The organism is Paraburkholderia sp. BL6669N2 (genome assembly GCF_003387275.1).
In the GTDB taxonomy this organism is placed as follows: domain Bacteria; phylum Pseudomonadota; class Gammaproteobacteria; order Burkholderiales; family Burkholderiaceae; genus Paraburkholderia.
This window is the reverse complement of sequence record NZ_QUNA01000002.1, coordinates 4421000-4444805: the sequence shown is the minus strand read 5'-3', so window position 1 is coordinate 4444805 and position 23806 is coordinate 4421000. Positions and strand designations below refer to the sequence as shown.

The window sequence follows — 23806 nt, the reverse complement described above, 5'->3', positions numbered from 1 at the left end:
GTGCGTTAAAAGGTGCGCGGTTTCGGCGGTACCGAGTCGACGGTCAGCGGTTTCATGTGAACCGGCTTGTAGTCGAGGCGGTCGCCCTCGCTGAACCACAGCGTGTGGCGCAGCCAGTTCTTGTCATCCCGCTCCTTGTAGTCGCCCGGTGCATGCGCGCCACGGCTCTCCTTGCGCGCCGAGGCCGACGCCATGGTGGCGCGCGCTACCTCGATCATGTTCGCGAGCTCAAGCGCTTCGACACGTGCCGTGTTAAACACCTTGGACTTGTCCTTCAGATGAACGTGGGTGACGCGTTCCTTTAGCTGCGCAAGTTGCTTGACGCCTTCGTCCATCAACTTCTGCGTGCGGAATACGCCCGCATGCTTTTGCATCGTCGAGCGGATGTCGCCTGCGATCGCCTGCGTGTATTCGCCCGACGAGGACTCGTCCAGCTTGTTGAGACGCGACAGCGCAAAATCGGCAGCATCAGCCGGCAGTGGCTTGTGATCCTTGATTTCCTTCACGTGCTTGACGATGTGGTTGCCGGCTGCGCGGCCGAACACCACCAGGTCGAGCAGCGAGTTCGTGCCGAGGCGGTTCGCGCCGTGCACCGACACGCACGAGCATTCGCCCACTGCGTAGAAACCGTTGACCGGCACTTCGTGTCCCTTCGACGTGCCCACCACCTGGCCATGGATGTTCGTAGAAATACCCCCCATCTGGTAGTGGATGGTCGGCACAACCGGGATCGGTTCCTTGATACAGTCGACGTTCGCGAATCTCAGTGCGATCTCCCGGATCGACGGCAAACGCTTCGTGATGGTCTCAGCGCCGATGTGCGACAGGTCGAGCAGGATGTGATCCTTGTTCGGACCCACGCCCCGACCTTCAATGATTTCCTGGCCCATCGAACGCGAAACGAAGTCACGCGGCGCCAGATCCTTCAGCGTGGGTGCATAACGTTCCATGAAGCGATCGCCGTTTGCGTTGCGCAGAATGCCGCCTTCGCCACGCACGCCTTCGGTAATCAGCACGCCCGCACCGGCCACGCCGGTGGGGTGGAATTGCCAGAATTCCATGTCCTGCAAGGCAAATCCGGCACGCGCAGCCATGCCCAGGCCGTCACCGGTGTTGATGAACGCGTTGGTCGACGCCGCGAAGATCCGGCCTGCGCCGCCCGTGGCGAACAGCGTGGTCTTGCCTTCGAGAATGTAGACGTCGCCGGTTTCCATTTCCAGCGCGGTCACGCCGAGCACGTCGCCTTCGGCGTCGCGGATCAGATCCAGCGCCATCCATTCGACGAAGAACTGCGTCTTCGCTGCAACGTTCTGCTGGTACAGCGTGTGCAGCAGCGCGTGACCGGTACGGTCAGCCGCCGCGCAGGCGCGTTGCACCGGCTTTTCGCCGTAGTTCGCGGTGTGGCCGCCGAACGGACGCTGATAGATCGTGCCGTCCGCATTGCGGTCGAACGGCATGCCCATGTGTTCCAGTTCGTAGACGGCGTGCGGTGCTTCGCGGCACATGAACTCGATCGCATCCTGGTCGCCGAGCCAGTCGGAGCCTTTGATCGTGTCGTAGAAGTGATAGTGCCAGTTGTCTTCGCTCATGTTGCCAAGCGAAGCGCCGATGCCGCCTTGAGCAGCGACCGTGTGCGAACGCGTCGGGAACACCTTGGACAGCACGCAGACCGACAGACCGGCGCGCGCGAGTTGCAGCGAAGCGCGCATTCCCGAGCCGCCTGCGCCGACGATCACCACGTCAAACTTGCGGCGCGGCAGAGAATTCTTGATTGCAGCCATCTTCATACTCTCCAGAGAATTTGCGCGGCGTAGCCGGCACACGCCAGCAGCCAGACAATCGTCAGCGCTTGAAGCAACAGGCGGATGCCAACGGGCTTCACGTAGTCCATCCAGATGTCGCGGATACCTACCCACGCGTGGTAAAACAGGGACAGCAGGGTCACAAACGTGGCGAGTTTCATCCATTGCGCTGCGAAGATCGACGCCCAGCCGTCATACGAAAATTCCTGTGCGCCGAAGAACCACCCGAGCAGGATCACCGTGTAGACCGCCATGATGGTCGCCGTGATGCGCTGGGCGAGCCAGTCGCGCAGACCGTAGTGCGCGCCGACGACGAGACGCTTCGGGCCAATTCGGTTATGAGCTGCCATTTTTAGAAAACTCCGAAAAGCTTTGCCGCAAAGGCAATGGTGAGTAGTGTCGAGACGACGAGTACCACGACAGACGTTCCCTTACTTTTTGCCTTTGAGACCGCGTTGTGATTGGTATCCATCCGAAGGTGACGGACGCCGGCGCAGAAGTGAAACATGTAGGCCCACGCCAGTACGAGCGTGATGAGTTTCACGACGATGTTGGCGAGAAAGACCTTGAATGTTTCAAAGCTCAGATCTGAACTAAGGCTTTGCTCGAAGAGGTACAGCAGGAACGGAAGACAGATAAACAGCAGCCCACCGCTCACGCGATGGAGAATCGACACACGCCCCGCGAGAGGGAGACGATATGCGGTCAATATCTGCCCGATACCGATGTTCCGAAATTCCGGTCTCGGTTTTTTTTGCGGCTTCAGCCATGCTGATCTCCAGTCATGGTTGCACCCATCCGCGATGCAACACTCTGTTCATGTAATGGCGTTGGTGGCACGCGCATCTCCGCTCCTTCGCTGCAGGCTCGCAGTCGGTGCGAGCCATAGCGAGGCGCGGAAGCGCGTGCAACGTCACAGACCCTTTAATGCTTAATCTGCCGACGCGTAAGCGGGGCGATACACCTTGGCCTCGATGAACGCGTCAAGGTCGTCGGGACGAGCGACGCCAGCGAGCCCCTGGTCGAATATGAAGCTGGCTACCTCGCGCGCTACTGCCAGTGACGTCTCGAAGATGCGCGATTGCGGCGGGTAAATCAGTCCCTTGTCGAGATCGGCTTGGGTCACCTGTTTCGAAAGCGCCCGAGCGGCGGTCACCAGCATCTCGTCCGTGACCCGTCGCGCCTCGGTGGCATAAATGGCCATACCCAGAGCCGGGAAGATGTAGACATTGTTGCCCTGACCCGGCGTGAAAGTCTGGCCATTGAAATGCACCGGTCCAAACGGACTGCCGCTTGCGAATACCGCGCGTCCTTCAGACCAGAGGTACGCTTCTTCCGCCGTGCATTCTGAATGCGACGTCGGGTTGGAAAGCGGGAAGATGATTGGGCGTTCGTTGACGCGCGCCATCGCTTCAATAACCGGCTGGCTGAATGCCTTGCCTGCCGTGCTTACGCCGATAATGGCCGTTGGACGCAGCGTCTCGATCGCGGTGACGAAGTCGTCAATCGGTTCATGGTCGTGAGCGAATGGCTTCTGGAAGTCTGCCAGGTCAGTACGTCCTGCATGGATCAAGCCACTCTTGTCGAACAGAAAGCTTGCACCAAACGCCTCCCTCTCAGGCACACCTGCCTGCATCATTGCCCTGGCAAGCAGGCCGGCAATGCCCGAGCCCGCAGTGCCGCCGCCCAGGAACAGGAAGCGCTGGTTCGCAAGCGAACCACCGGTTACGCGCAGCGCAGCCAGGACGCCGGCAAGTGCGACGCCCGCGGTGCCCTGGATGTCGTCGTTGAAGCAGCACGCACGGTCGCGATAGCGCGCCAGGATCGGTGCGGCGTGGGCGAACGCAAAGTCCTCGAACTGGATGCACGCACGCGGAAATACCTCCTGGACCGCGGCGACGAACGCTTCGACAAACTCGTCATACTCGGCACCAGTCACGCGACGCTGGCGCAGGCCCAGGTAAAGCGGGTCGGCAAGCAGGCTCTCGTTGTTGGTACCTACGTCCAGCGTGATCGGCAATGTCAGTTGAGGAGGAACGCCAGCGCACGCGGTATAAAGCGCGAGTTTGCCGACCGGGATGCCCATACCGTTCACCCCAAGATCGCCCAGACCCAGAATGCGTTCGCCGTCAGTGACGACGATAAATCGAACATCCGGCTCGGACCAGTTGCGCAGGATCTCCTTGAGTCTCTCCTTGCGATTGATAGACAGGTACAAACCGCGCGGACGGCGCAGGATGTGGCCGAAGTTCTCGCAGGCTTCGCCCACCGTAGGCGTATAGACCAAAGGGATAAAGCGCGCAGGGTCCGACATCAACACCCGGTAATACAACGTCTCATTCGTATCGAGCAACGACGACAGGAAGATGTATCGCTCGAGATCGCTGGTTTTCAGATCGATCTGTCGCAGAACGCGCTGAATCTGTGCGTCCTCCGTTTCCACCTGCTCAGGCAGAAGACCCGTAAGCCCCAACTCTTCGCGCTCGGATGCGGTAAAGGCGGTGAACTTGTTTCCATGCGGGTTTCGCAACAGTGCCGCGCCGCGCAAATCCGAGGGTATGCGAGTGACGCGGGTTTCCGCCGGTTCAGGGGACATGGACAAAGTCATTGTTTAGCGTCCTTGCAATTACAGAAGTTGAGATGCCGTCGACCCACGAAGCGGCCGCAGCTAACGTTTATAGAAGTGGCAAGCGTTGTTCCGCAGCAAGGCCAACTATCGCGATTTGCCGCACGCTTTTCACTATCGCGGCGCAACGCGGTCAAGACGTCTCGCCGCCGGCCCATTGCCTCAGGCACGAGCCGATGAACCACCCTGACGGAGACGCGCGCATGGTGAACTCAGTGACACCGGTGCGGCTCTCCCGCACGTAGACCGGGTCGCAGGTGGATTGGTAAACGTCCACGAGGCTGGGCACTCCGCGCACACGGTTGCAGGTGTCAGCATTTGCACCGCAGGTACCATTGATGCCGGCTTGTTTCAGGGTCTTTTCCCTGACTTTGGCTACCGTGGAGTTCGCCATGATGTCGTCGGACCGTTGAATGATTCGGTTAGTAGTATCTTGCGATCCAGTGGATAGTCCAATATATTGGAAGTGGCGATTTCAATATCTTTTGGTATATAACTGAGGTGTGTGCTCGATGGAGCTTAGACATCTGAAGTATTTCGTTGTGGTGGCTGAGGAGCTGCACTTCACCCGGGCCGCTGAACGTCTGGGCATCGGGCAGCCGCCTTTGAGCCTGCAAATCCAGCGGCTGGAGCGCGAGATTGGCGCCACCCTTTTTCGCCGTTTGTCGCGAGGCGTCGAGCTGACCGAGGCAGGCGCGCTTTTGCTAGACAATGCACGTCATATCCTCGCTCTGGTAGATCGCACGTGTGCGGACGTGCAGAAGCTATCCCGCGGCGACATAGGACACTTGCGCGTCGGGTTTGCAGGCGCGACCTACTTCCAGCCGCTGGTGCCGGCGATCATTCGCGAGTACCGTACAAGGCGTCCCGATGTCGTGCTGTCGCCGGAACAAAGCAATACGCCATCACTGGTGGAGGGACTCGTGGAAGGACGCGTCGATGCAGCATTCATCCGGCCACCGATCGAGACGGCCGACGAACTGGAGGTTGAGTTGCTGATAAGAGAGGACATGGTGGTGGTGCTGCCGCATAGCCATCCGCTCGCGCGAGCTGGCGCGCCAGTATCACTGTCCGCGCTTGCGGAGGAAACATTCCTCCTATTCCCGCGCGCAATCGGCGCGGGTCTGTATGACGCGATCACATCAGCTTGTCAACGTGCCGGATTTCTTCCGAGACTTGGGCAGGAGGCGCCGCAGATCGTTTCCATCGCGCCGCTGGTTGGTGCCGGATTCGGCGTTTCAATTGTTCCAAGCTCGACGACTCAGATACAGACCGGCGAAGTGGTGTACCTGCCGATTGCGGGGAGTGCACCCAAAGCTCCGATCAGCCTCGCATGGCGACGCCATAATCCGTCGCCGGTCGTGCGCCTCTTTCTGGCGGTCGCCCGCGAGATGGCCCGGGACTGGCGAAAGAAGCAGCGGTGAATCGGACTGGCCTCATTAGATATCAGTCAATACGCGGAGGCGGGAGCACCCCGCCTGGACGGTTCCCTCTAAGGGAGCGCGCAACCAGATTGGTTCCCAATACGAAGACGATGCCGATCACGCTGCCGATAGCGACGTCTATCGCCCGGTAGTCAGCTGTGAAAACAGCATGACCCGCGACGATGATTGCAACCGCATGTAACGCGCATCTCGCACCGAAGGCAACCACGTACCGGTTGAACGCAACAAGCGTCAACACCATTGCAGCCGTCAATGCGTCGATTAGCACCGGCGTGTGCGGCATAAAGATTCCGACCAGCATGCCTGCAGGAACCCCGACGAACGCACCCACCATCCGGTCTCTCCACTTGGTGCGGGCTGACCCGACATCGCCGGTAACGACACTCGCAGCCGACCAGACCAGCCACTGCGCGTAGTGGATACCGTGCCACCCGGCGAGCGAAGCAGCCACGCCGACGGCGAGGGCCGCGGCAACAATGCCTTCAAAACAGCCTGGTGCCGGTGGTTCAGCGACCTGCCGCAGAGCGCGCCATCCATCGCCACCCGCCATGCACACCAACTTCTTCCAAAGATACGATGCATACGAGGCAAATACGACTGGAAGCGCTGAGCAAAAGAGATACGGCAGTACCTTCAAACCGGTCTGCGCCAATTGATGCCCGTTAGCGCCGTCAGCGGTTGCACAGGCGAGGTAGAGAACGGGTATGAAAGTGAAGGTGCCGGTCCAGCGCATTCCGACACCGGCATCGGTGATGGCCACGCATGCGATTGCAAGCAGCACCGACGCGATCACGAACGTTGCCGGCTTCCCAAGCGATGCGGTCATGGTGAGAAAGCAGCATCCTACTACGAGCGTGTGCAACAGCACGCCAAGGGGAGCGAGGCGTGAGCGCTCCGCTGCAATGAAGACCGACACCGTGACGATCTCCACCCGGAACCAGATCGGGTTCCCTGTTATGAGCCCCATGATGAAAACCGGCGCAAGCAACATGGCACCGCGCAACAGCATTCTGTTGTTGATTAAACCGTTGAACATATAAGTGGCAACTCTGCGTCCATTGACGACTCTTCTGATGGCCAGCATCGGATCGACGCGGGTCGTTGTTATGGAACTCCTTTACGCGCGCCTGAGAAGCTGGGCTTGCCCGGCCACAGTTCCCAACGGCGGCGCTACCAACGCAGTATCGGTTTCGGTCATCATGCATGCAATACACGCGTTGCAGCGATTTCCATATCTATTTTTGAATAACACCGCCTTTGAGGGACCGTTGCTAGCTAGCGCGGCGCCCGTGTGATGTCAGGGGCGGAACTATCCGCGATACCTGGGTTAACCCGAATTCGACAACGATCCTCTCCAGACATCGCTCTTAATCTTGAGCGCCCATTTACCTAGACTGTCGTCATTGATTACGAACAGGGCTGTTCGTAGAAGGTCAAGACAAAGTCTGGAGGTAGTCACCATGAAGTCCCTGATTCAAGCCGTTGTTGTCGCCGCTGCCATTGCTGCTCCGGTTGCCGTGTTCGCCCAATCGAACGCGCCTCTCACGCGTGCACAGGTGCGCGCGGAACTCATCCAGCTGGAGAAGGCTGGTTATCAACCGGGCGATGGTGACAACACGACTTATCCCGCGGACATCCAGGCTGCTGAAGCTAAGGTTGCCGCACAGAACAATGCCGTAGGTGGTGTAGTAGACGGTTCGTCGCAGTCGGGTCGTGCAACTGACACTGCGGCGTCCACATATTCGCCCCGGGTCTACACCGCTCACTAAGTTAAGCAAACGGGCGTGTACGTCCTGAACTCGCTACGGGCGCCGCGTGACGACGGTCCTGAAGAATGAAACATGGTCGCTCTTGCCAGGAAACGTGAGAGCAGGCCTGTTTTGCCAATATCAGAATACCTCCGCCTCCGGGTTCCCGGTGGCTTCGCCCATACCTTCCGGGTCTGCGCTCCTCTTGTAAGGCGGTTTCAGGTACGAAGTGCGACGCCGCGTCCAATGGCCTCATTTTTAGTATGCAAGCGAAGCGGTCCGTATTGGTGAGCAACGGGAAAGCGGCGCGGCGAACCCTGGCCGGATCCGCGCGATTGTCGGTCTGGGCGCGCGCGACGAAGCTGGTCGCCAGGCAATGGATGGTTGGCGACGGTCTTGTCTGGCTGCACCTCTTAAAAACGGCAACCGCTGCCTTGCTCGCGATGGGCATCGCAATGCTGCTGGAACTGCCGAGTCCGCGCACCGCCATGGTGACGGTGTTCGTCCTGATGCAGCCGATGAGTGGCATGGTCCTGGCCAAAAGCTTCTACCGGGTCCTCGGAACAGCGGCCGGAACGATCGCATCGTTAGTGCTGGGCGGACTGTTTGTGCAGCAGCCCGAGCTATACATGCTTGGGATGACGTTATGGATCGGTGCCTGCACGGCTGCGGCAGTCCGGTATCGCCATTTTCAGTGGTACGGCTTCGTGCTCGCAGGGTACACCGCCGCGCTGATTGGCATCCCAACGGTCATGGAGCCAAACGGTCTGTTTCTGGCCGCCATGACACGCGCGGCTGAAGTGACGATCGGCATTCTGTGTTCCGGTGCGATCAGCGCGCTGGTGCTGCCGCTGCGATCGAGCACAGCATTGCAATATAAACTGCGCACCCGCTATGCCAGTTTTTCTGCCTTTGCGGCGAGCGTACTCGGCGAGCGGGTTGAAAGCTACGCTTTCGAAACTCGGTTCGCGGATCTGGTCGATGAGATCGTGGGCTTCGAAGCGGCGCGTGGCTTCGCTTCGTTCGAAGATCCGAACATGCGTATCCGAAGCCGACGGCTTGCGCGACTCAATAGCGAATTCATGGACGCGTGCACACGACTGCATGCGCTTCACCAGTTGTTAAAGCGCATGCATGCGGGGCAGGTAAAGCCCGTCATTGAAGCGACGTTGCCATACTTTCGAGAGCTTTCGGGCTTGCTCGCGAGGCAAAACGGTCCGATGAAGACCGATGAGGTGCGTGCTGCGTGCGCGGCAACTGAACTCAGTGCCTTCCAGGCAATGCTCCCCCAACAGGTCCGCGAGACTCGGCGCATGCTTGAGACGTCTGCGCCGGAATCGTTGCTCGACTTCGATACGACGATGGAGCTTCTGTATCGCTTTGTTGTTGAAGTCCTGCGCTATACGCAGACATACGCGTCGCTGGCGGACCACAACCACGTTCTCGAACGATCGGTGACGAAATACGTCGTCAAGACCAACGTGTACGTCGTGGCGATCACGTTTTTGCGTACGGCGGTGGCCGTCGCTGGCATGGGGGCGTTCTGGATCGCGACCGATTGGCCGAGCGGCGGCCTCGCCGTAATAGCGGCTGCGATAGCGTGCGCCCTCAGTTCGGTATCGCCGAACCCGCCAAAGCTCGTCTCCCAAATGGCGGCGGGGGCGTCACTTGCAGCCGTGGCGGGCTATCTGGTCACGTGTTACGTATATCCGAACATCGACGGCTTTCCGCTGCTGTGCGTTGCGCTGGCGCCCCTGCTGGCGTTCGGTGCGTTTCTGGCGATGCGTCCCGGCACGAGCGGCTACGGCGTTGGCTTTTGTGTGTTCTTTTGCCTGCTTGCCGGGCCGGACAACGTGATCGTCTATACGCCAGATCTCCTGATCAACAACGGCATCGCGGTGGTCGCAGGCATGCTCGTTTCCTGCCTAGTTTTCACCGTGATTTTTCCGACGGAGATGCATTGGCGGATCGGGAAGATCAAGCGCGATCTACGGCGACAAGTGGTGCCCGCGTGCACGGGAGCGCTCACCGGACTCAATCAGCAGTTCCAGTCGAGCACACACGACCTGATGTTCCAGCTGCGCATGCTCCTGATGAAGCGCTCCGCACAGCATCGCGATGCGTTGCGATGGATGCTCGTCACCCTCGAAGTTGGACACTCGACAATCGATCTTCGCAACGAGGCGCTCGACGTACCCTACGCGGCGCGATTGCAACCGGGATGGCGTACATCGATCGATGCGGTCACGCGCGATCTGGCAGAGCTGTTCGAATACCCCGACATGAGTAGACTCACGCATGCGCTGGCATCCGTCGACACAGCGATCCGGATAGCGCAGTCCTTACGCGACTCGCTGCGCGAGAATCCCGAAAGACGTCATCGAATGCAGCGGATTCTGAGCTATCTACACTTTATCCGAAGTGCGCTGCTCGATCGGGATGCACCCTTTTACGCGAGCTGAGCGCGAGGCCGGCCTTACGAGAGTGGAGGCCCTCTCTATCGCTCACCGGCGGTCAGTCGGCAAGCAGTGCTTTGTCGCGTGCAATGACTTCTGGCAAATGGGTGCGCAGGAAGTCGACCCACGTCCGTGTCTTCGCATCGATGAACTTGCGCGACGGATAGAGCGCGTAAATATTCATGTTCTGCAACGTGTGATGGGGCAGCACGCGAACCAGTGTGCCGTCGCGAAGACCGTCGACGGCGGCATACAACGGCAGAATGCCGATACCCATCCCTTCACGAATGGCGACCACGAGCGATTCGGCGATGTTCACCTGCAACGGGCCGCGAACCTCAATCAGTTCGCTGCCACCAGGGCCTTCGAGTAACCATTCGTGCGGCGGAAAAGCAGGTGTGTTCAAGATCAGGCACTCATGCTGCACCAGATCGCCCGGTTTCTCCGGTGCGCCCCGCGAACGCACGTAGTGCGGCGAAGCGCACAGGATGCTGCAAGTCGCACCGAGCAGGTGAGAAACCATCTCCGAGTTAGAAAGCGAAGGAGCAGCAATGACGGCTACATCGCTGCTTCCTCCGAACAGATCAGGCGCGCTCTGTGACAGAGTGAGTTCGACCGTCACCTCTGGATACTGGGCACGGTACCTTGAGATCGCCGGCAACACGTAGTGCTGCCCCATGCTCGCGAAGCTGAACATCCGCAACGTGCCGGCTGGGCGTTCGTGCGCGCCGCTCGCCTCCTCCTCTGCGTTGTCGAGATCGGCTAGGATCTGCCGACAACGCTCCAGGTAGCGCTCGCCGGCTGGTGTCAGCGCCAAACGCCGCGTCGAACGGTTCAACAGGCGTGTGCGCAGGTGGGCTTCGAGATCTGATATCGCGCGAGACATGCTGCCGGTCGTCGAGTCGAGCGATTGAGCCGCCGCAGTGAAACTGCCCGCTTCGACGACCCTGGCGAATACCCGCATATTTTGTAGCGTGTCCATAATACCTTCACAGCTGAAAAGAACGATCCTCGTACCATCCCGCCAAACCGGCCGGGTTTTGGGCGGCCTGTGTCCGGCATTGGCAATCCCCGTCAATGGCGAAACGGTATCGACGGGAATAATGGGTCGTGCCATACTGGCTCGGCACCCGTGCCCCGTGCGCGTGTGGAGTTCGACATCGGAGTGAACTTGGCGGTTTGAGCCGGTGTCGAGCCTGTTTCTTCGACGGTAAGCCTTCTTCTACCGCATCCCGACTTCAGCGTTACCTCTTCCTGAAGCGAGCCGAATCGGCTGCGACTGCACTTCGCACAAGCCATTACCAAACCGCCCAGCAGACCTGGACCATTCGTTATCTCTGATCGACGCCGCCGTCTAGTGTCGGTTTCTCACAGCAGTTCACAGCCGCAGACATTCATCGCGGATTGCGCGAACAGAGCGCCGCGCCGGATCACGAAGCTGCGCGGCATGGCGTCGGTAGCCCGACGGGGCAATCCGCAAGACCTTGCAGATCGGCTCGCCCCCGAAGGTTTCGCGATGCTGATCGATGAAGGCCTTCAGTACTTGAAACGGCGGTCGAGCTCCGCCTGGGCGAAAAGCGCGCTCGCGACCTTGAGAATCTCGTTGGCATGACGCAACTCCTTAACTTCGAGCTCCAAGGCCTTGAGGCGCTCGCGCTCACCGTGGTCGACCTGGTCGCGCTTGACCCACTCGTGCAGTGTCTGCGGTGTGCAGCCGATCATCGGCGCATTCGATTCGACCGCCGCCCGCATCGACGGATGTTTGCCACGCTGCTCGCGCACCAGACGCACTGCGTGCCCTCGGACTTCGGGGAAAACTTGGTTACCTTCTTGTTCATGGCTCCATTGTCTCAAGAGTTGGAGCCTCCACAAAATCCGGTGCGGTTCAGTCCTCCTTTTTGGGTGCAGTTCAAAATAGGTGGACACGTGAACACTGTCGAAGAACATTTGCCGCTTGGCCGGCGTCGAACTCGGCACTATAGCGGACTTCAAAAGCCAAAGTGGAGACTGCCAGCCGGGGACCGGCGTATGGATTGCCGCCATCGCGATGAATCACAAGCTGAACGCGAATCTGCTCAGGCGCTCGGTGGAGCAGACCGAAGGTAAGTTGCGAGCGCTGCTTACGGGCGATAAAGTAATGGTGCGCTTTGCAACGACACCAGCGTTCGTACCGCCTGCGCTAGAAACTGGCAATATTCAACCTTCAACCGGCCGCCCTCCGGATTGATGTATGGGGCTCATTGAGGCATCGTCGAGTGATATTCGGCGGGCAGCGGCACGTCGTCCATCATCGACAGTGCTTTTCCAATACCCTGCCGGAGTGAGCCGGAGACCCCCGAGCGCCTCGCCGCCATCAGGTGGCAAGAAGGCTTGAAGAACTTACTCAGAACATCGTCCTCGCGCCAGGCGTGTTCATGGTCTTCGTGCACGCGGTCATGAGGAAAGCAATTCGGGCAAGCATTTCGTTCAAATTGCCAACTCCCAGGAGTCTGCCGGACTTTCGGCGCCCGCCAAGAAACTGCATAAATGTTTGACAAATCCGCGAACTACAGGGCAGTCAAAGAGGTGTGCCTCCAGTTCTTAATCGTTTGACCGCCCTGCATTGCGCGTCGACTTTTCAAGTCTGACAGGCATCTAGCTCGACTCAGAATGCTGCCAGTCGGCCAAGCGATCAGCCAAGACGCGAGGGTCCCGGTCGTCGACCTTGAAGACAGCCACCGCGTCACGCAACGCCTGAGCCTGTTCGGCCATCGAATGCGCGGCGGCCGAGGCTTCCTCGACCAGCGCGGCGTTCTGTTGGGTCACCTGGTCCATCTGGCTGACCGCCTGGTTGACCTGCTCAATACCGGTGCTCTGTTCTGCCGACGCCGACGAGATTTCACCCATGATGTCGGTCACGCGCTTTACCGACTGGACAATCTCCCGGATCGTGCCGCCCGCTTCCTCCACGAGTTTCGAACCGGCATTCACGCAATCCACCGATTCGCCAATCAGGTTCTTGATTTCCCTTGCGGCCGTCGCACTGCGTTGCGCGAGCGAGCGAACCTCGCTCGCTACCACGGCGAAGCCGCGGCCCTGCTCCCCGGCGCGCGCGGCTTCGACCGCTGCGTTGAGCGCGAGGATGTTGGTCTGGAACGCGATGCCTTCGATCACGCTGATAATCTCCGCCACCTTGGCTGAACTGTCGGAGATCCCGCGCATGGTCTCGACTACGCGGATGACCTCATCTCCACCCCGCTGCGCGACCAGCGATGCCTGACTGGCCAGGGTGCTCGCCTGCTGTGCGTTTTGCGCGTTCTGACGAACCGTCGCTGTCAGCTCCTCCATGCTCGAGGCGGTTTCCTCAAGCGACGCGGCCTGCTCTTCAGTGCGCTGTGACAGATCGGTGTTTCCTGCCGCCACCTGTTGGGTGGCAGACGAAATCGCATGGCTTGCCTGTTTGACGCCTCCGACGATGACCGCCAGCTGGCTAATCGCCCGATTTATCGAATCGGCCAGCGCGCCGACTTCATCTTGGCGCACTACGTTTACCTGAACGGAAAGGTCGCCTTTCGCCAGGGCATTGGCTCCGTCGACCACCTGCTGCAAAGGACGGACGATCGAACGCGTGACCACTACGCACAGTATCAGGCTGACCACCAGCGCTAGGATCGCAGCTCCCCAGAGGACGGCGCGCGCCGTGTCGTATGCGTCGAGGCTGTCCTTCGCGGCGGCATCCATCAGGGTCTGGTTAAGATTCAGCAATTCATCCTGCGCCTTGAATAGGGTGACTCGCAGCGGCACTGTCGCTAGCAGCGTTGCGCGCGCCCCATTAGTGTCATGCGCCGCCAATTGCGCATACACTGGCTTCATTGCCGCTGAGTAAGAATCGTGAGCCCGCGTCAAGCGATCAAAGAGAATCCGCCCGGTTGCCGTATTAACATTGGTCGCCATGATTCGGTAAATCTCCTGGTCCCGGTCGACCTGCGCATGGATTTTCGCGAGCGCGTCTCGTTGTACTTCGGGTGACGGTTCGTCGAGCGCGTCGTACGCCCGCAGACTTACCTCTAAAGTCCCGTCCTTGAGTTCGTTCCAGAGCTTCTGCTTCGCAGCGCGATCGCTGACTATGCTTTGCGTGTTCGAATTCATGTGCGCCATCAGGACGCTGGCAGTCACGCAGATCAACAGTAAGAAAGCAAGTACAGCGCCGAAAGTAGCTGCAAGCCGGACCCCAATCTTCAACTTCATGCTTCACCCCTGTTTTGCGTTTTGAAAGAGTCACATACCTCAGATCGAGCGCTCCTGCGAGGAGCTCAATCTCGGCGGTAGGTCTTGGGTGCTGGACTGCTACGTGCCGTAGGCATCACCTGCATCGACTGTTGGCAGTGGAGACTAGATGGACTCTTGTGCCATCCGGTCGACCCGATGCAGTGGTGGGTATTTACATATCGGCTCAGGCCGGTCGAACGTTTAACAAAAATTGACTTGATGCGACAAAATGCCACCCAGACTCTGGATGAGGCATTGTCAACTTGCCGAGAGGGAGACGGCACGACGGCGGAGGTGATGACTTGTCAGATAGCAGTCGACGGAATTTGGGCCAGTTTGGTTAATTCACGTCATGCAACGAAACGGGCTGCGAATTGTTTTCGATAGAGGGAGGCGGGTATCAGATGCCGCTTCAATGCGAAGTGTTGCCGGATCGGTCCGAAGCACGAGAGAAATTTCTGTGTGTGTTTCGGGTCGCGAAAGCCGCGCATGCGCCGCTCGCGCCCGCGGTTCGGTTGGTGGCTGTTCTCCGCTCGATTGTGCAGCCGAGCGGTCGCTTTGACGAATACGTGCTTCACGTTCGCAAGCTCCGGGATCTCGGCTTTTGCCGCCGGATAGCTGCGCAAATGATCGGTGACCATTTTGCGCGGCACGGGGCTCGAGCGCAGCACGCTCTTGAAGAAAGGTTTGGCCACAGCCTTGTCGCGCCGCTTTCACATCAGGATGTCGAGTTCGGTGCCATGCTCATCGACCGCCCGCCATAGCAGATACAGTTCGCCACGCAGGGTAGCGAACACCTCGTCGAGGTGCCACTTAATACCGAGATTGCGCAGTGCGGTTTTCACCTTGGTGAGCGAAGCCTTGCCAGTCTTATCGCTCCGGCATCGGATTGTCTCGTATGTCACGCTCACGCCGCGCCCGAAGAGCAGCGCCTTGATGTCGCGCAAACGCAACTGAAAGCGGAACACCAGCGCACAACGCAGCTGATGACGTCGGCTAGGACACGACGACCATAATAGAGCGTACGTCACCGGCCCAACAACCTGACAACGCCAATACTACTGGCGCAGACGATTGGTGTCGACCGCGACACCGAGCTTTCGTAAGCGTTGGTACAAGAGAATGCGCGAGGTCGTGTTTGGATGCACCGCGCTTGCCTCGTGGCAACTGGCCGAGGTCATGCGTAAGTATTTCGTTGATTCGTGAGACGGCGCTGCGCCGCGTGGAACTCCATCTCACGCCGGCACCGGTAGATTTTAAAAGCTGTGCCGCAAGCCCGCCGCAACAACAACCTGATTACTGTTGGACGAGGGCGTCAGCGTAAAGATAGACGCATCGAACACGTGATTACCATTGCCACCGCTGACACTCTGATACACGCCTTCGAGATAAACGTCGGTGCGCCTGGAAAGCTTGTAGTCGCTCTGAAGGACGACCTGGTTCCACTTGGGACGTGTTGTTTCGGTATCGGTGCTGAACCGGCCTTCGGTGTATGTGTAGGCTGCGCCAAGGCTGAACGCAGGCGTCAAAAAGTAGCGGCCGTCGACCGAGAAATTGTCGAAGGTCAGATTTTTGCCGACCAACGGCGTGACACCGCTACCGTGCAGGACACCGGTCAACGAGTCGGTACTCGAGTGCGACCACGCAAGGCCGACTGAGGCTGGACCGGCCCGATACCGCCCGGCCAGCGTCCAGATCTGCTGGCTGCCCCCAGTGATCGGCGCAGTGCCGTCCGCCGTACTGACGGCGCCGGTTGCATTGGCGGCCGCAGGGTCGGCGCTACGGTTGACGTCCAGATAGGCGGCGGCGAGGCTGAGCGGCCCGTTCTCGTAAGAGACCCCGGCACTGTAGGCGGCGTTGTTCGAGAATTGGCCGGCTACGTTCGAGAAAGCATACATCGCCCCGAATTTAAGGCCTCGATATGTTGGACTGATGTACTTGACCGAGTTGTTGAGACGAAAGATGTTGACGGAATCGTCGTTATCGAAGGGGTGCATGGCCAGATTGCCTCCCCAGCCCGGACCGGACGCACCCAACGGATCGGCGAACGCTTCAATGAAATCGTACTGTCTGCCGAATGTGAGCGAACCGTACTGCTTCGATTGCAAGCCCACGAAAGCCTGCCGTCCGAACATGTCTTTGCCACCGTTCGCGGCTTGTCCGTTCACGCTCGAGAAGCCGTTCTCCAGTGTGAAGACCGCCGACAGGCCGCCGCCCAAGTCTTCATTCCCACGCAGGCCCCATCGCGAACTACTGAGGTTGCCGCTGCTCATTGCTACGTTGCTGCTTCCTGGCGACCCAGCGGCGCCCGTACGCTGATTGCTCGCATAGGTGACGGATGTATCGATGATGCCGTATAACGTCACCGCGCTTTGGGCGTAGCTGCTACCGGCGTAAGCCAGGCCCAGTAGTGCGGCCAATAGGAATCTCTTCAACTTATCCTCAATTCGAAAACGGGTTGCGATAACTGCGCCAGGAAATATCCGACGAATCAGAGGGAGGGCCTTCTTCTGCGACGGACGACGAAAGCAAGCACGAGAAGCACAATGACCACCGCGCCTGCAGCCATGCCCCCACGCGCAAGCGCGATAAGGTTCGACGACGGTCCGCCGTGGCGCACCTCGGCGACGTCTTGCTCCGTGATGACCGTATCGGCGCGCCCATAAGTCTTCAGGACGTAGTTACCCAGCAGCGCAATGTCCTGATCGCTGAGCTGCATGGCATCGGTTGGCTTGCCGCCGAAGCCCGGCATGAAAGCCTGTCGGTCGGAAGTCTTGCGATTCACGCCATACAGAATGGCGGCGATCAGGTTGTTCGGGTCATGTGCACCCGTGGCTGAATTGTGGAAGAGGCTCGGGTAGTACCCGTCCTTGCTGCCTTCACCGTGAGCCGAGTGACAGGACGCACAATTCCCCTGGAACAGTTCCGCACCTGTCGGGATCCCGACGTCAACCGAGCGGATGCCGTCGGTTCCGCGAAGCGAGCTCAAATCCGAGGACATGTTTCCGGCGGTAAAACGCGTTCCTTCAGCGGCTGGGTCATGAACAGCCGGCGCGCTCTTGACGTAAGTCGCCATGGCCTCGATGTCCGTCGAATCGAGGTATTGGAAGCTATGCTCGACCGCTTCGCCCATACTGCCGGCTGCCTGAGCCTTGCCCGGCACGCGTCCCGAACGCAGATACGCTACGAGTTCTTCCTGGGTCCACGTGCCGATGCCGCTCGCCGTATCGGACGTGACGTTGGGCGCGTACCATGGCCCGACCTGCGCGCCGGCCAAGTCGCGGTTCGTGTCCTCCTGCATCAGGAAGCCACGCGGGGTATGGCAAGCGCTGCAATGGGCCGCGCCTTCCACCAGATAGGCGCCGCGGTTCCATTCGACCGAGTGATGCGGGTCCGCAACAAACGGTTTCGTATCGAGGAACAACCCGTTCCAGACTTTCATCGACGCGCGTATGTCCATTGGAAACGGCAGGCTTGTTTTCGGAGCTGGCTCGTCCACAGGCTTCACTCCATGCATGAAATACGCGTATAACGCCTGCGTATCCGCATCGTTAAAGCGCGCGTATGACGTGTACGGCATCGCGGGATAAAGGTTTGCGCCATCGCGCCGAATGCCGAGACGAATCGCGTGGGAAAAGTCCTCTTCCGTGTATTGCCCTATCCCGTCTTCCATCGATGGTGTGATGTTGGTCGAATACACTGTGCCCACTGGCGTACTGATGGGCAATCCGCCGGCAAACGGCTTTCCGTGCGAAGCCGTGTGGCAGGCGACGCAATCAGAGGCCGTCGCCAGATACGCTCCGCGCTTGATCAATGCCATCTGATCGGAATCGTCAGCAGCATGCGCGCAGACGGCAACCAACATTCCGGCTAGGACCGCCGATAGTCGGCCAAGGTGAATATTGATGTTGCGCATGATTAACTGTGCTTGAGTTGAGCGACGATCGCGTCGCCGGCTTTCAGCGCCAGTGCCGCCATCGTGATCGTGCTGTTACCGCTGCCACCGGTGGTCATCGCCGCGCCGCCCGGCAGGAAAAGGTTGTGATGATCGTGCGCGCGGCAATCCACGTCGACGACGGACGTCGACGGATCGGCGCCCATGATGCAGCCGCCCATGATGTGATCGCTGTTGAGAAATTCCGGCGTCAAGTTCACCTTGGTCGCACCGAGTTCGGCCGCGAGCCGCCGCAGGAGGGGCACCGTATATTCCTTCGCGCTCCGGCGTACGTAGTCGCCGACGTCATAATGAATGTTCGGCTTGTTGATACCGAGCCAATCTTTCTTGCTCGACAAAGTCAGACGGTTGTCGGGCAAAGGAAGCGGTTCGTGCTCGACGGTGAGCTTCGCTGTACAGGCCGAAAGCCGGCGGATCTCCGCGTCGAGCGCCTTACCAACGAGCCCCTTTTGCAATGCCGCGACACCTCCACTAGCGCTGCGTGCCGCGTTTTCCATACGGAACATGGCGCCCGCGTAGCGACTGCGGAACTCGCCCTGGCTCGTATTCATGATGCTGCTGCTCTGGACTGGACCTACACCCGTCCATAGCGGCTCGCTCATTTCTATCTCGGCGAACAGTTTGGGTTGGTCCATCATGTTGCGTCCGACCTGATCGGAACTGTTGGCCACGCCGTTTGCGTTGCGCTCGTCCCTGGACAGCAACAGGAGCTTCGGCGTCTCGATGCCGTTGCACGCGATCGCGAAGACCTTGCCCGTTACCCTGTGTGAGCGTTTGTCCGGGTCGAAATAGTGCACCGCCTGCACCGCGTTTTTGTCGCCGGTTTCCACTCGATAGACGACCGCATTCGCGAGAATGCGGCCACCCTTCGCCTCGATCCGCGGCAATGCCGTTGCCGCATCGTATTTCGCCGCGATGGGGCACACTGGAAAGCAGTTGTTATTGCCGCAGCACGGCGGGCGACCGTGATACGACACGCCGCTATTGCGTGCCTGGGGCGCCGGCAAGTTCACGAGCCCCAGCTTGGCGGCCACTTCTGTCAGGCGCTGCTCACCAGGACCGAACGGGATGGGACCCATCGGATACGGTTTAGAGCGCTTTGCCGTTGGCGGCCATTGCAACGCGGAATCCGACGGCCCGCTCACACCCAACGCATATTCGGCACGCGTGTAGTACGGTTCCAACACGTCGTAGCCGAATGCCCAATCGCGGCCCACGCCATACAGACTCTTCAGACGCATGTCTTCCGGCGTGACACGCCAGCAGATTCCGGCCCAGTGCCAGGTTGCGCCGCCGGCGTACCGTACGTAACCCTGCATGTACGCACGTGCATTGGGGCCTTCCAGTTGAAGGTATTCCTCCTGCTCGTGCGCCGTGCGCGTTTCGAGGTGCGGCGCCCATGGTTTCGGCGGATACGGGGCGTTCCAGTGTGTTCGAAGGCTCGGAGGAAGATTGCGAAAGTTCTCGACGATTCTCCAGCGCTCCACACGAGGCCCCGCCTCGAGCATCAGCACGGACAAGCCTGCGTCAAGTGCCTGCTCGGCGATCAAACATCCCACTACCCCGGTACCCACGACGACGAGATCGGCGCTGTCATCACTTGCCATCTGCAATTCCCTTATGTTCTACGCGTAATAAACTTAAAATCGAGGCATGTCCGTGAGCGGGGGCGCTTCGGCATTCCACCCGTTCGGCCCAGATTTCGCATAGGAGGGGATCGTCATCACATCCCTTGTCGGCCGATACATCAGGGCTTGCTCGTAAGCAAACACTTCTGCATCGGGCGCATCGACCAACACACCCATGTACCAGGCGGAAATGATCGCGAGCGCGGTTTGCTTGAGCGGACCTTCGGGAATATCGGGGAAGAAGTCCTCGACTATCCGCGCGTTGCACTTCTTCGCAATCGAGAGAAGCGCCGCTATATCGCTGGGAAGCGACGGGCGCAATGCACCCATCGCCTGAGCCATGCGCTTTCCTATGTCCGCATCCAGACGATGCGGTATCAAGAGTGTTGATATCTCCATGAACTGTGCGGTGGACTCTGACGACACTCCCGTTTCTGCCGAGAGTGCCGGCAGTGTCGAAAGTGCAAGACTCCCAGCCAGAAATGCGGCGCCTAATAGCACTCTGCGACGGGAAAGACTGAACGCGGTCGGAGAGTCATCACGATATGGATCAGGCATAGGCTGTGTCCTCACACCCAAGGGCTGCAACGGATTGGTTGGTTCGTTCACTCAGGGATCGTGCCTTTGGCACTGCGCGGAGAACGCTGAAACTGGCAGCCTGATGCAAGCAGGCGTGCGTCTTGGTGACGCATCATCGGTAGTTTCGGTTACCAAAAGATTTCGACGATATCGCCCTTTATTACAGTTGAAACCGGCCTGGCGCCGTGTAATTGCCCCGCCAGGCAAGTACCACACGTGGTGTAAGCGGCTTTACAGCAGGCGCACATCGCTATTCGTAGCCTCGCGGCGTTTGTTTCATTTGTAGTTTTCTGCTGTGCCGATGAAACAATTCTGTGACTCTCGTCTGGCTCAATGTTGATACCGGGTGCGGCTGAGCGCTATGGCTTGGCTCGTACTACGGGCAATTCTTTGAAAATATCGGCAATTCTGTGAAAAGCGGGATTTGAACTGTGCAACCCCAACCAGACATTCTCGTCATCGAAGACGACTCGTCCATCCGCGAGCTGATTGCACTGTGGCTGCGGGACGCTGGATATAACGTCGTAGAATCCGGGGGGCAGCGCACGCATTTCGTCCGCGAGATGCGATCCGCGAAGCTCATCGTCGTTGACCTGAAAGAGCCGAAACTCGGTGCAATCGAGACAATCGACGCGTTGCGCGAGCGCTTTCCAGCGGCGGCGATCGTCGCGATTTCGGGCTACTTCAAATCCAGTCCAGCGCTAGCTGGCGCATTGATCCAGCAGCTCGGGGTGGACTGTGCGCTCGCCAAGCCGTTCAGTGGCAAGGAACTCCTTGCTTCAGTCAAGGCACTGCTCGGACCGCCTTAAAATGCCAGCTTGCAGAGGGGATTCGACATGGTAGACACGACACGCCCAAAGTGCGGCTTTCCGTGGCCCGGCAGATACTGGCTCATTGGGTTAGGCGGCGGGCTGCTGATTGTTCTGCTATGGGTCGGCGCGGTCGCCGACATCGCGCGATTCCGCCGGCTTACGCTCGAGTACAACGAGCGGGAGCTGTCGAGTCTCGCCAGGGCGCTTGCGGAACAAACCGCGCGCTCCCTGCAAGGCATTGAATTCATTCTGGTGCGCACGTCTACGTGGGCGCTCGATCCGAGGCGCACGCAGACATCTCCCGCCGACTCCGACGCGTTCCTGCGCGAAGAGATCAACGGTGTGCCACAGATTCACCATCTCGAGATTTTCGATGCGGCCGGCAACCGGACTGCCACCACACTGTTGACGACGAAGCCGCTAAGTGTCGCCGACCGAACATACTTCCAGCAACTGCAAAGAGCGAGCGGCAATGCACTGGCGATTAGCGAGCCATTCAAGAGTCTCTCCGAGGGACGGCCCATGTTTGTGGTCGCGCGGCGGCTCGAAGACGCACAAGGCCAGTTTAAAGGCGCCATTGTTGCCGGGATTGAATACGAGTATTTTCGCAAGTTCTATGAGCAGGTCGGTCTCGGCCCCGGAACCGCCATTCGGCTGCTGCGGACCGACGGAACACCTGTAGTCGTTTTCGAAGATCGCCTGCCCGCGGACCGGACTCAGACGCAGACGCGCTACGTACACAGGCCGGTGCCCCATTTTCCGCTGGCAATCGAGGTCTCGCGCGAAGAAGCCGTTGCGCTTGCGATGTGGCGCACTCTGACCATTGATGAGCTGATCGGCGCCGCCGTATTGTCGCTGTTCATCATGGTGCTCGCCGTTGCGTTAGTCCGGCAGTTGCGGAATCTGAGGCGGGTCAACAGTCAGTTGCGATCGAGCCAGCAACGATGGCGCGCGGTATTCGACAACGCGCCAGTCGGCATCATGTTGCTGCGTCCGAGAGACCATTACATGGCGGTCAATCCCTCATTTCAGCGCATGGTCGGCTACTCGACGGCAGAGCTCGAGCAAATGATGCCTGCGGACATCACGCATCCTGACGACATCCAACTGACACAGCGTCACATTGACCAGTTGGTGTGCGGCGAGCATGACAGCGTGCGCTTCGAGAAGCGCTATCTGCATCGCGATGGCCGTGTAGTGTGGACCGTCATGAACATTGCACGTGTCACTGTGTCGGTTGAACCATCCCATCGTGCGGCACCTCATCTGACTGACCTGCTCGTCTCCACCGTCGAAGACGTGACCCAGCGCCGTGACGACGAGCAGGCGCGGCGCCTGCTCGAGAGCCAACTCAGGCAGTCGCAGAAGCTCGAGGCGCTTGGTACATTTGCGGGCGGCATCGCTCACGACTTCAATAACATCCTCGGCGCGATACTCGGTTATGGCGAGCGGGCTCTTCACGCAGTAGCGAAGGGTTCCCCGGAACAGCGCTATGTCGAGCAGATGCTGAAGGCGGGTGACCGTGCGCGATCGCTCGTCGAACGAATTCTGACATTCAGCCGCAGCGGATTAACCACGCGGCTGCCCGTCCATGTCGAGCAGGTGATAACGGAGACGATCGATCTGATGCGCATCCGGTTGCCGGACACCATCCGGCTCGATGTCCAACTGGACGCCCCTTACGCGTTCATTGCTGGAGATCCGGCGCATTTGCATCAGGTCGTGACGAACTTGTGCAGCAACGCGGTCCATGCGATGCCGCACGGCGGCACGATTCGCCTTGAGCTGGCGCTGCACCGACTCGAGGCACCCCGATCGTTTTCGCACGGAGCGCTCGGGCCAGGCGATTTCGTCAGGCTGAGTGTGCGCGACAGTGGCGTCGGCATCTCGCCTGAGCTTCTGGAGCGGATATTTAACCCCTTCTTCACTACCCGCAAAGCAGGCGAAGGAACGGGACTGGGCCTTGCGCTAGTCGAAGGTATCGTTCGCGAATACAGCGGTGCGGTCAACGTGCGCAGTGCGCCGGGTGAGGGGGCAAGCTTCGATGTGTACTTGCCGGTAATCGATGCTGTGGAGGCGGATGTGGATCCGCTGCGAGCGGCGCTGCCGCTCGGCAACGGCCAATCGGTACTACTGGTCGATGACGAAGAGGCGCTTGTCGGGCTCGGCGAGGAAGTTCTCGCCGAGCTTCGATACGAACCCATAGGTTTCACTTCCAGCGAAGCGGCGTGGCTAGCCTTTCACGCGAATCCGCAGCGTTTCGATGTAGTCGTGACGGACCAGACGATGCCGAATATGACGGGCATCGAACTCGCTTTGCGGATTCACGCGATTCGACCTGACATCCCCATCCTTCTGGTGAGCGGAAATAACAGCGCGGTGCTGGAACGCGAAGCAAAAGCGATCCATATCTCCGCAGTCTTGCGCAAGCCCGTGCGCCAGGCCGACATAGCCCGAGCATTGAGCCGCGTCCTTGCGCGGGAGGATGACGAAACGGCCACTTGACC

At 59.5% G+C, this 23806-nt stretch carries 19 protein-coding genes, 2 pseudogenes and 1 other annotated feature; of the genes and pseudogenes, 6 read left to right on the top strand and 15 right to left on the bottom strand.

Going from position 1 to position 23806, the window contains the following annotated elements; all coding sequences use genetic code 11:
* Positions 1-5: 5 nt before the first annotated feature.
* The 5 genes from sdhA to B0G80_RS45585 form a co-directional block, all read right to left on the bottom strand.
* A complete protein-coding gene (gene sdhA, locus B0G80_RS42545) occupies positions 6-1781 on the bottom strand; it encodes a succinate dehydrogenase flavoprotein subunit (RefSeq protein ID WP_116123476.1) in 1776 nt (591 codons plus the stop codon).
* A 2-nt stretch (positions 1782-1783) separates the two neighbouring features.
* A complete protein-coding gene (gene sdhD, locus B0G80_RS42540; RefSeq protein WP_116123475.1) occupies positions 1784-2152 on the bottom strand; it encodes a succinate dehydrogenase, hydrophobic membrane anchor protein in 369 nt (122 codons plus the stop codon).
* Between the two features lie 2 nt (positions 2153-2154).
* Positions 2155-2568, bottom strand: a complete 414-nt coding sequence (gene sdhC, locus B0G80_RS42535) for a succinate dehydrogenase, cytochrome b556 subunit (protein WP_116123474.1) — start codon at positions 2566-2568, stop codon at positions 2155-2157.
* Between the two features lie 165 nt (positions 2569-2733).
* Positions 2734-4410 carry an NAD-dependent malic enzyme gene (locus B0G80_RS42530; RefSeq protein WP_181920186.1) on the bottom strand — a complete coding sequence of 559 codons (1677 nt, stop codon included), beginning with the start codon at positions 4408-4410 and terminating at the stop codon, positions 2734-2736.
* Between the two features lie 151 nt (positions 4411-4561).
* Positions 4562-4822 (bottom strand): hypothetical protein, encoded by a 261-nt coding sequence (locus B0G80_RS45585; protein WP_147309997.1) that lies wholly within the window; start codon positions 4820-4822, stop codon positions 4562-4564.
* Between the two features lie 118 nt (positions 4823-4940).
* Between B0G80_RS45585 and B0G80_RS42525 the strand changes: the two genes are divergently transcribed.
* On the top strand, positions 4941-5852 hold the full coding sequence (locus B0G80_RS42525) for a LysR substrate-binding domain-containing protein (RefSeq protein ID WP_116123472.1): 912 nt from the start codon (positions 4941-4943) through the stop codon (positions 5850-5852).
* Positions 5853-5874: 22 nt separating this feature from the next.
* Here B0G80_RS42525 and B0G80_RS42520 read toward each other — a convergent pair whose 3' ends face one another.
* Positions 5875-6957 carry an FUSC family protein gene (locus B0G80_RS42520; RefSeq protein ID WP_116123471.1) on the bottom strand — a complete coding sequence of 361 codons (1083 nt, stop codon included), beginning with the start codon at positions 6955-6957 and terminating at the stop codon, positions 5875-5877.
* Positions 6958-7333: 376 nt separating this feature from the next.
* On the opposite strand from B0G80_RS42520, the gene B0G80_RS42515 reads away from it, so the two are divergent.
* The gene (locus tag B0G80_RS42515) at positions 7334-7642 is read left to right on the top strand and encodes a DUF4148 domain-containing protein (RefSeq protein ID WP_116123470.1); all 309 of its coding nucleotides are present in this window, start codon (positions 7334-7336) and stop codon (positions 7640-7642) included.
* A 359-nt stretch (positions 7643-8001) separates the two neighbouring features.
* A complete protein-coding gene (locus B0G80_RS42510) occupies positions 8002-10083 on the top strand; it encodes an FUSC family protein (protein WP_258879266.1) in 2082 nt (693 codons plus the stop codon).
* A 52-nt stretch (positions 10084-10135) separates the two neighbouring features.
* Here the strand turns inward: B0G80_RS42510 and B0G80_RS42505 are convergent, their stop codons facing one another.
* Positions 10136-11059 (bottom strand): LysR family transcriptional regulator, encoded by a 924-nt coding sequence (locus B0G80_RS42505; RefSeq protein ID WP_116123468.1) that lies wholly within the window; start codon positions 11057-11059, stop codon positions 10136-10138.
* A gap of 405 nt (positions 11060-11464) precedes the next feature.
* Positions 11465-11931, bottom strand: a pseudogene (locus B0G80_RS42500) (IS3 family transposase); the annotation flags it as partial.
* Positions 11543-11659 (bottom strand) — a sequence feature (AL1L pseudoknot). (Overlaps the previous pseudogene by 117 nt.)
* Before the next feature lie 100 nt (positions 11932-12031).
* On the opposite strand from B0G80_RS42500, the gene B0G80_RS45580 reads away from it, so the two are divergent.
* Positions 12032-12304: a hypothetical protein gene (locus B0G80_RS45580; RefSeq protein ID WP_147309996.1), complete on the top strand. Its 273-nt coding sequence runs from the start codon at positions 12032-12034 to the stop codon at positions 12302-12304.
* Positions 12305-12314: 10 nt separating this feature from the next.
* Here the strand turns inward: B0G80_RS45580 and B0G80_RS42495 are convergent, their stop codons facing one another.
* The 7 genes and pseudogenes from B0G80_RS42495 to B0G80_RS42465 all read right to left on the bottom strand — a co-directional run bounded on the left by B0G80_RS42495 (position 12315) and on the right by B0G80_RS42465 (position 20466).
* Positions 12315-12506, bottom strand: a complete 192-nt coding sequence (locus B0G80_RS42495; protein WP_116123467.1) for a hypothetical protein — start codon at positions 12504-12506, stop codon at positions 12315-12317.
* Between the two features lie 205 nt (positions 12507-12711).
* Positions 12712-14304: a methyl-accepting chemotaxis protein gene (locus B0G80_RS47925; RefSeq protein ID WP_116123466.1), complete on the bottom strand. Its 1593-nt coding sequence runs from the start codon at positions 14302-14304 to the stop codon at positions 12712-12714.
* A 371-nt stretch (positions 14305-14675) separates the two neighbouring features.
* A pseudogene (locus B0G80_RS42485) lies at positions 14676-15313 on the bottom strand (IS6 family transposase).
* A gap of 268 nt (positions 15314-15581) precedes the next feature.
* Positions 15582-16760 carry a porin gene (locus B0G80_RS42480; protein WP_181920185.1) on the bottom strand — a complete coding sequence of 393 codons (1179 nt, stop codon included), beginning with the start codon at positions 16758-16760 and terminating at the stop codon, positions 15582-15584.
* 56 nt (positions 16761-16816) lie between these two features.
* Positions 16817-18145, bottom strand: coding sequence for a cytochrome c (locus B0G80_RS42475; protein ID WP_258879197.1), 1329 nt, complete (start codon positions 18143-18145; stop codon positions 16817-16819).
* Between the two features lie 98 nt (positions 18146-18243).
* Positions 18244-19887, bottom strand: a complete 1644-nt coding sequence (locus B0G80_RS42470; RefSeq protein ID WP_116123463.1) for a GMC family oxidoreductase — start codon at positions 19885-19887, stop codon at positions 18244-18246.
* Positions 19888-19920: 33 nt separating this feature from the next.
* Positions 19921-20466 carry a sorbitol dehydrogenase family protein gene (locus B0G80_RS42465; RefSeq protein WP_116123462.1) on the bottom strand — a complete coding sequence of 182 codons (546 nt, stop codon included), beginning with the start codon at positions 20464-20466 and terminating at the stop codon, positions 19921-19923.
* A gap of 452 nt (positions 20467-20918) precedes the next feature.
* On the opposite strand from B0G80_RS42465, the gene B0G80_RS42460 reads away from it, so the two are divergent.
* Together B0G80_RS42460 and B0G80_RS42455 are read left to right on the top strand one after the other, a co-directional pair.
* Positions 20919-21296, top strand: coding sequence for a response regulator (locus tag B0G80_RS42460; RefSeq protein ID WP_116123461.1), 378 nt, complete (start codon positions 20919-20921; stop codon positions 21294-21296).
* A 27-nt stretch (positions 21297-21323) separates the two neighbouring features.
* The gene (locus B0G80_RS42455; RefSeq protein WP_116123460.1) at positions 21324-23804 is read left to right on the top strand and encodes an ATP-binding protein; all 2481 of its coding nucleotides are present in this window, start codon (positions 21324-21326) and stop codon (positions 23802-23804) included.
* Positions 23805-23806: the final 2 nt, after the last annotated feature.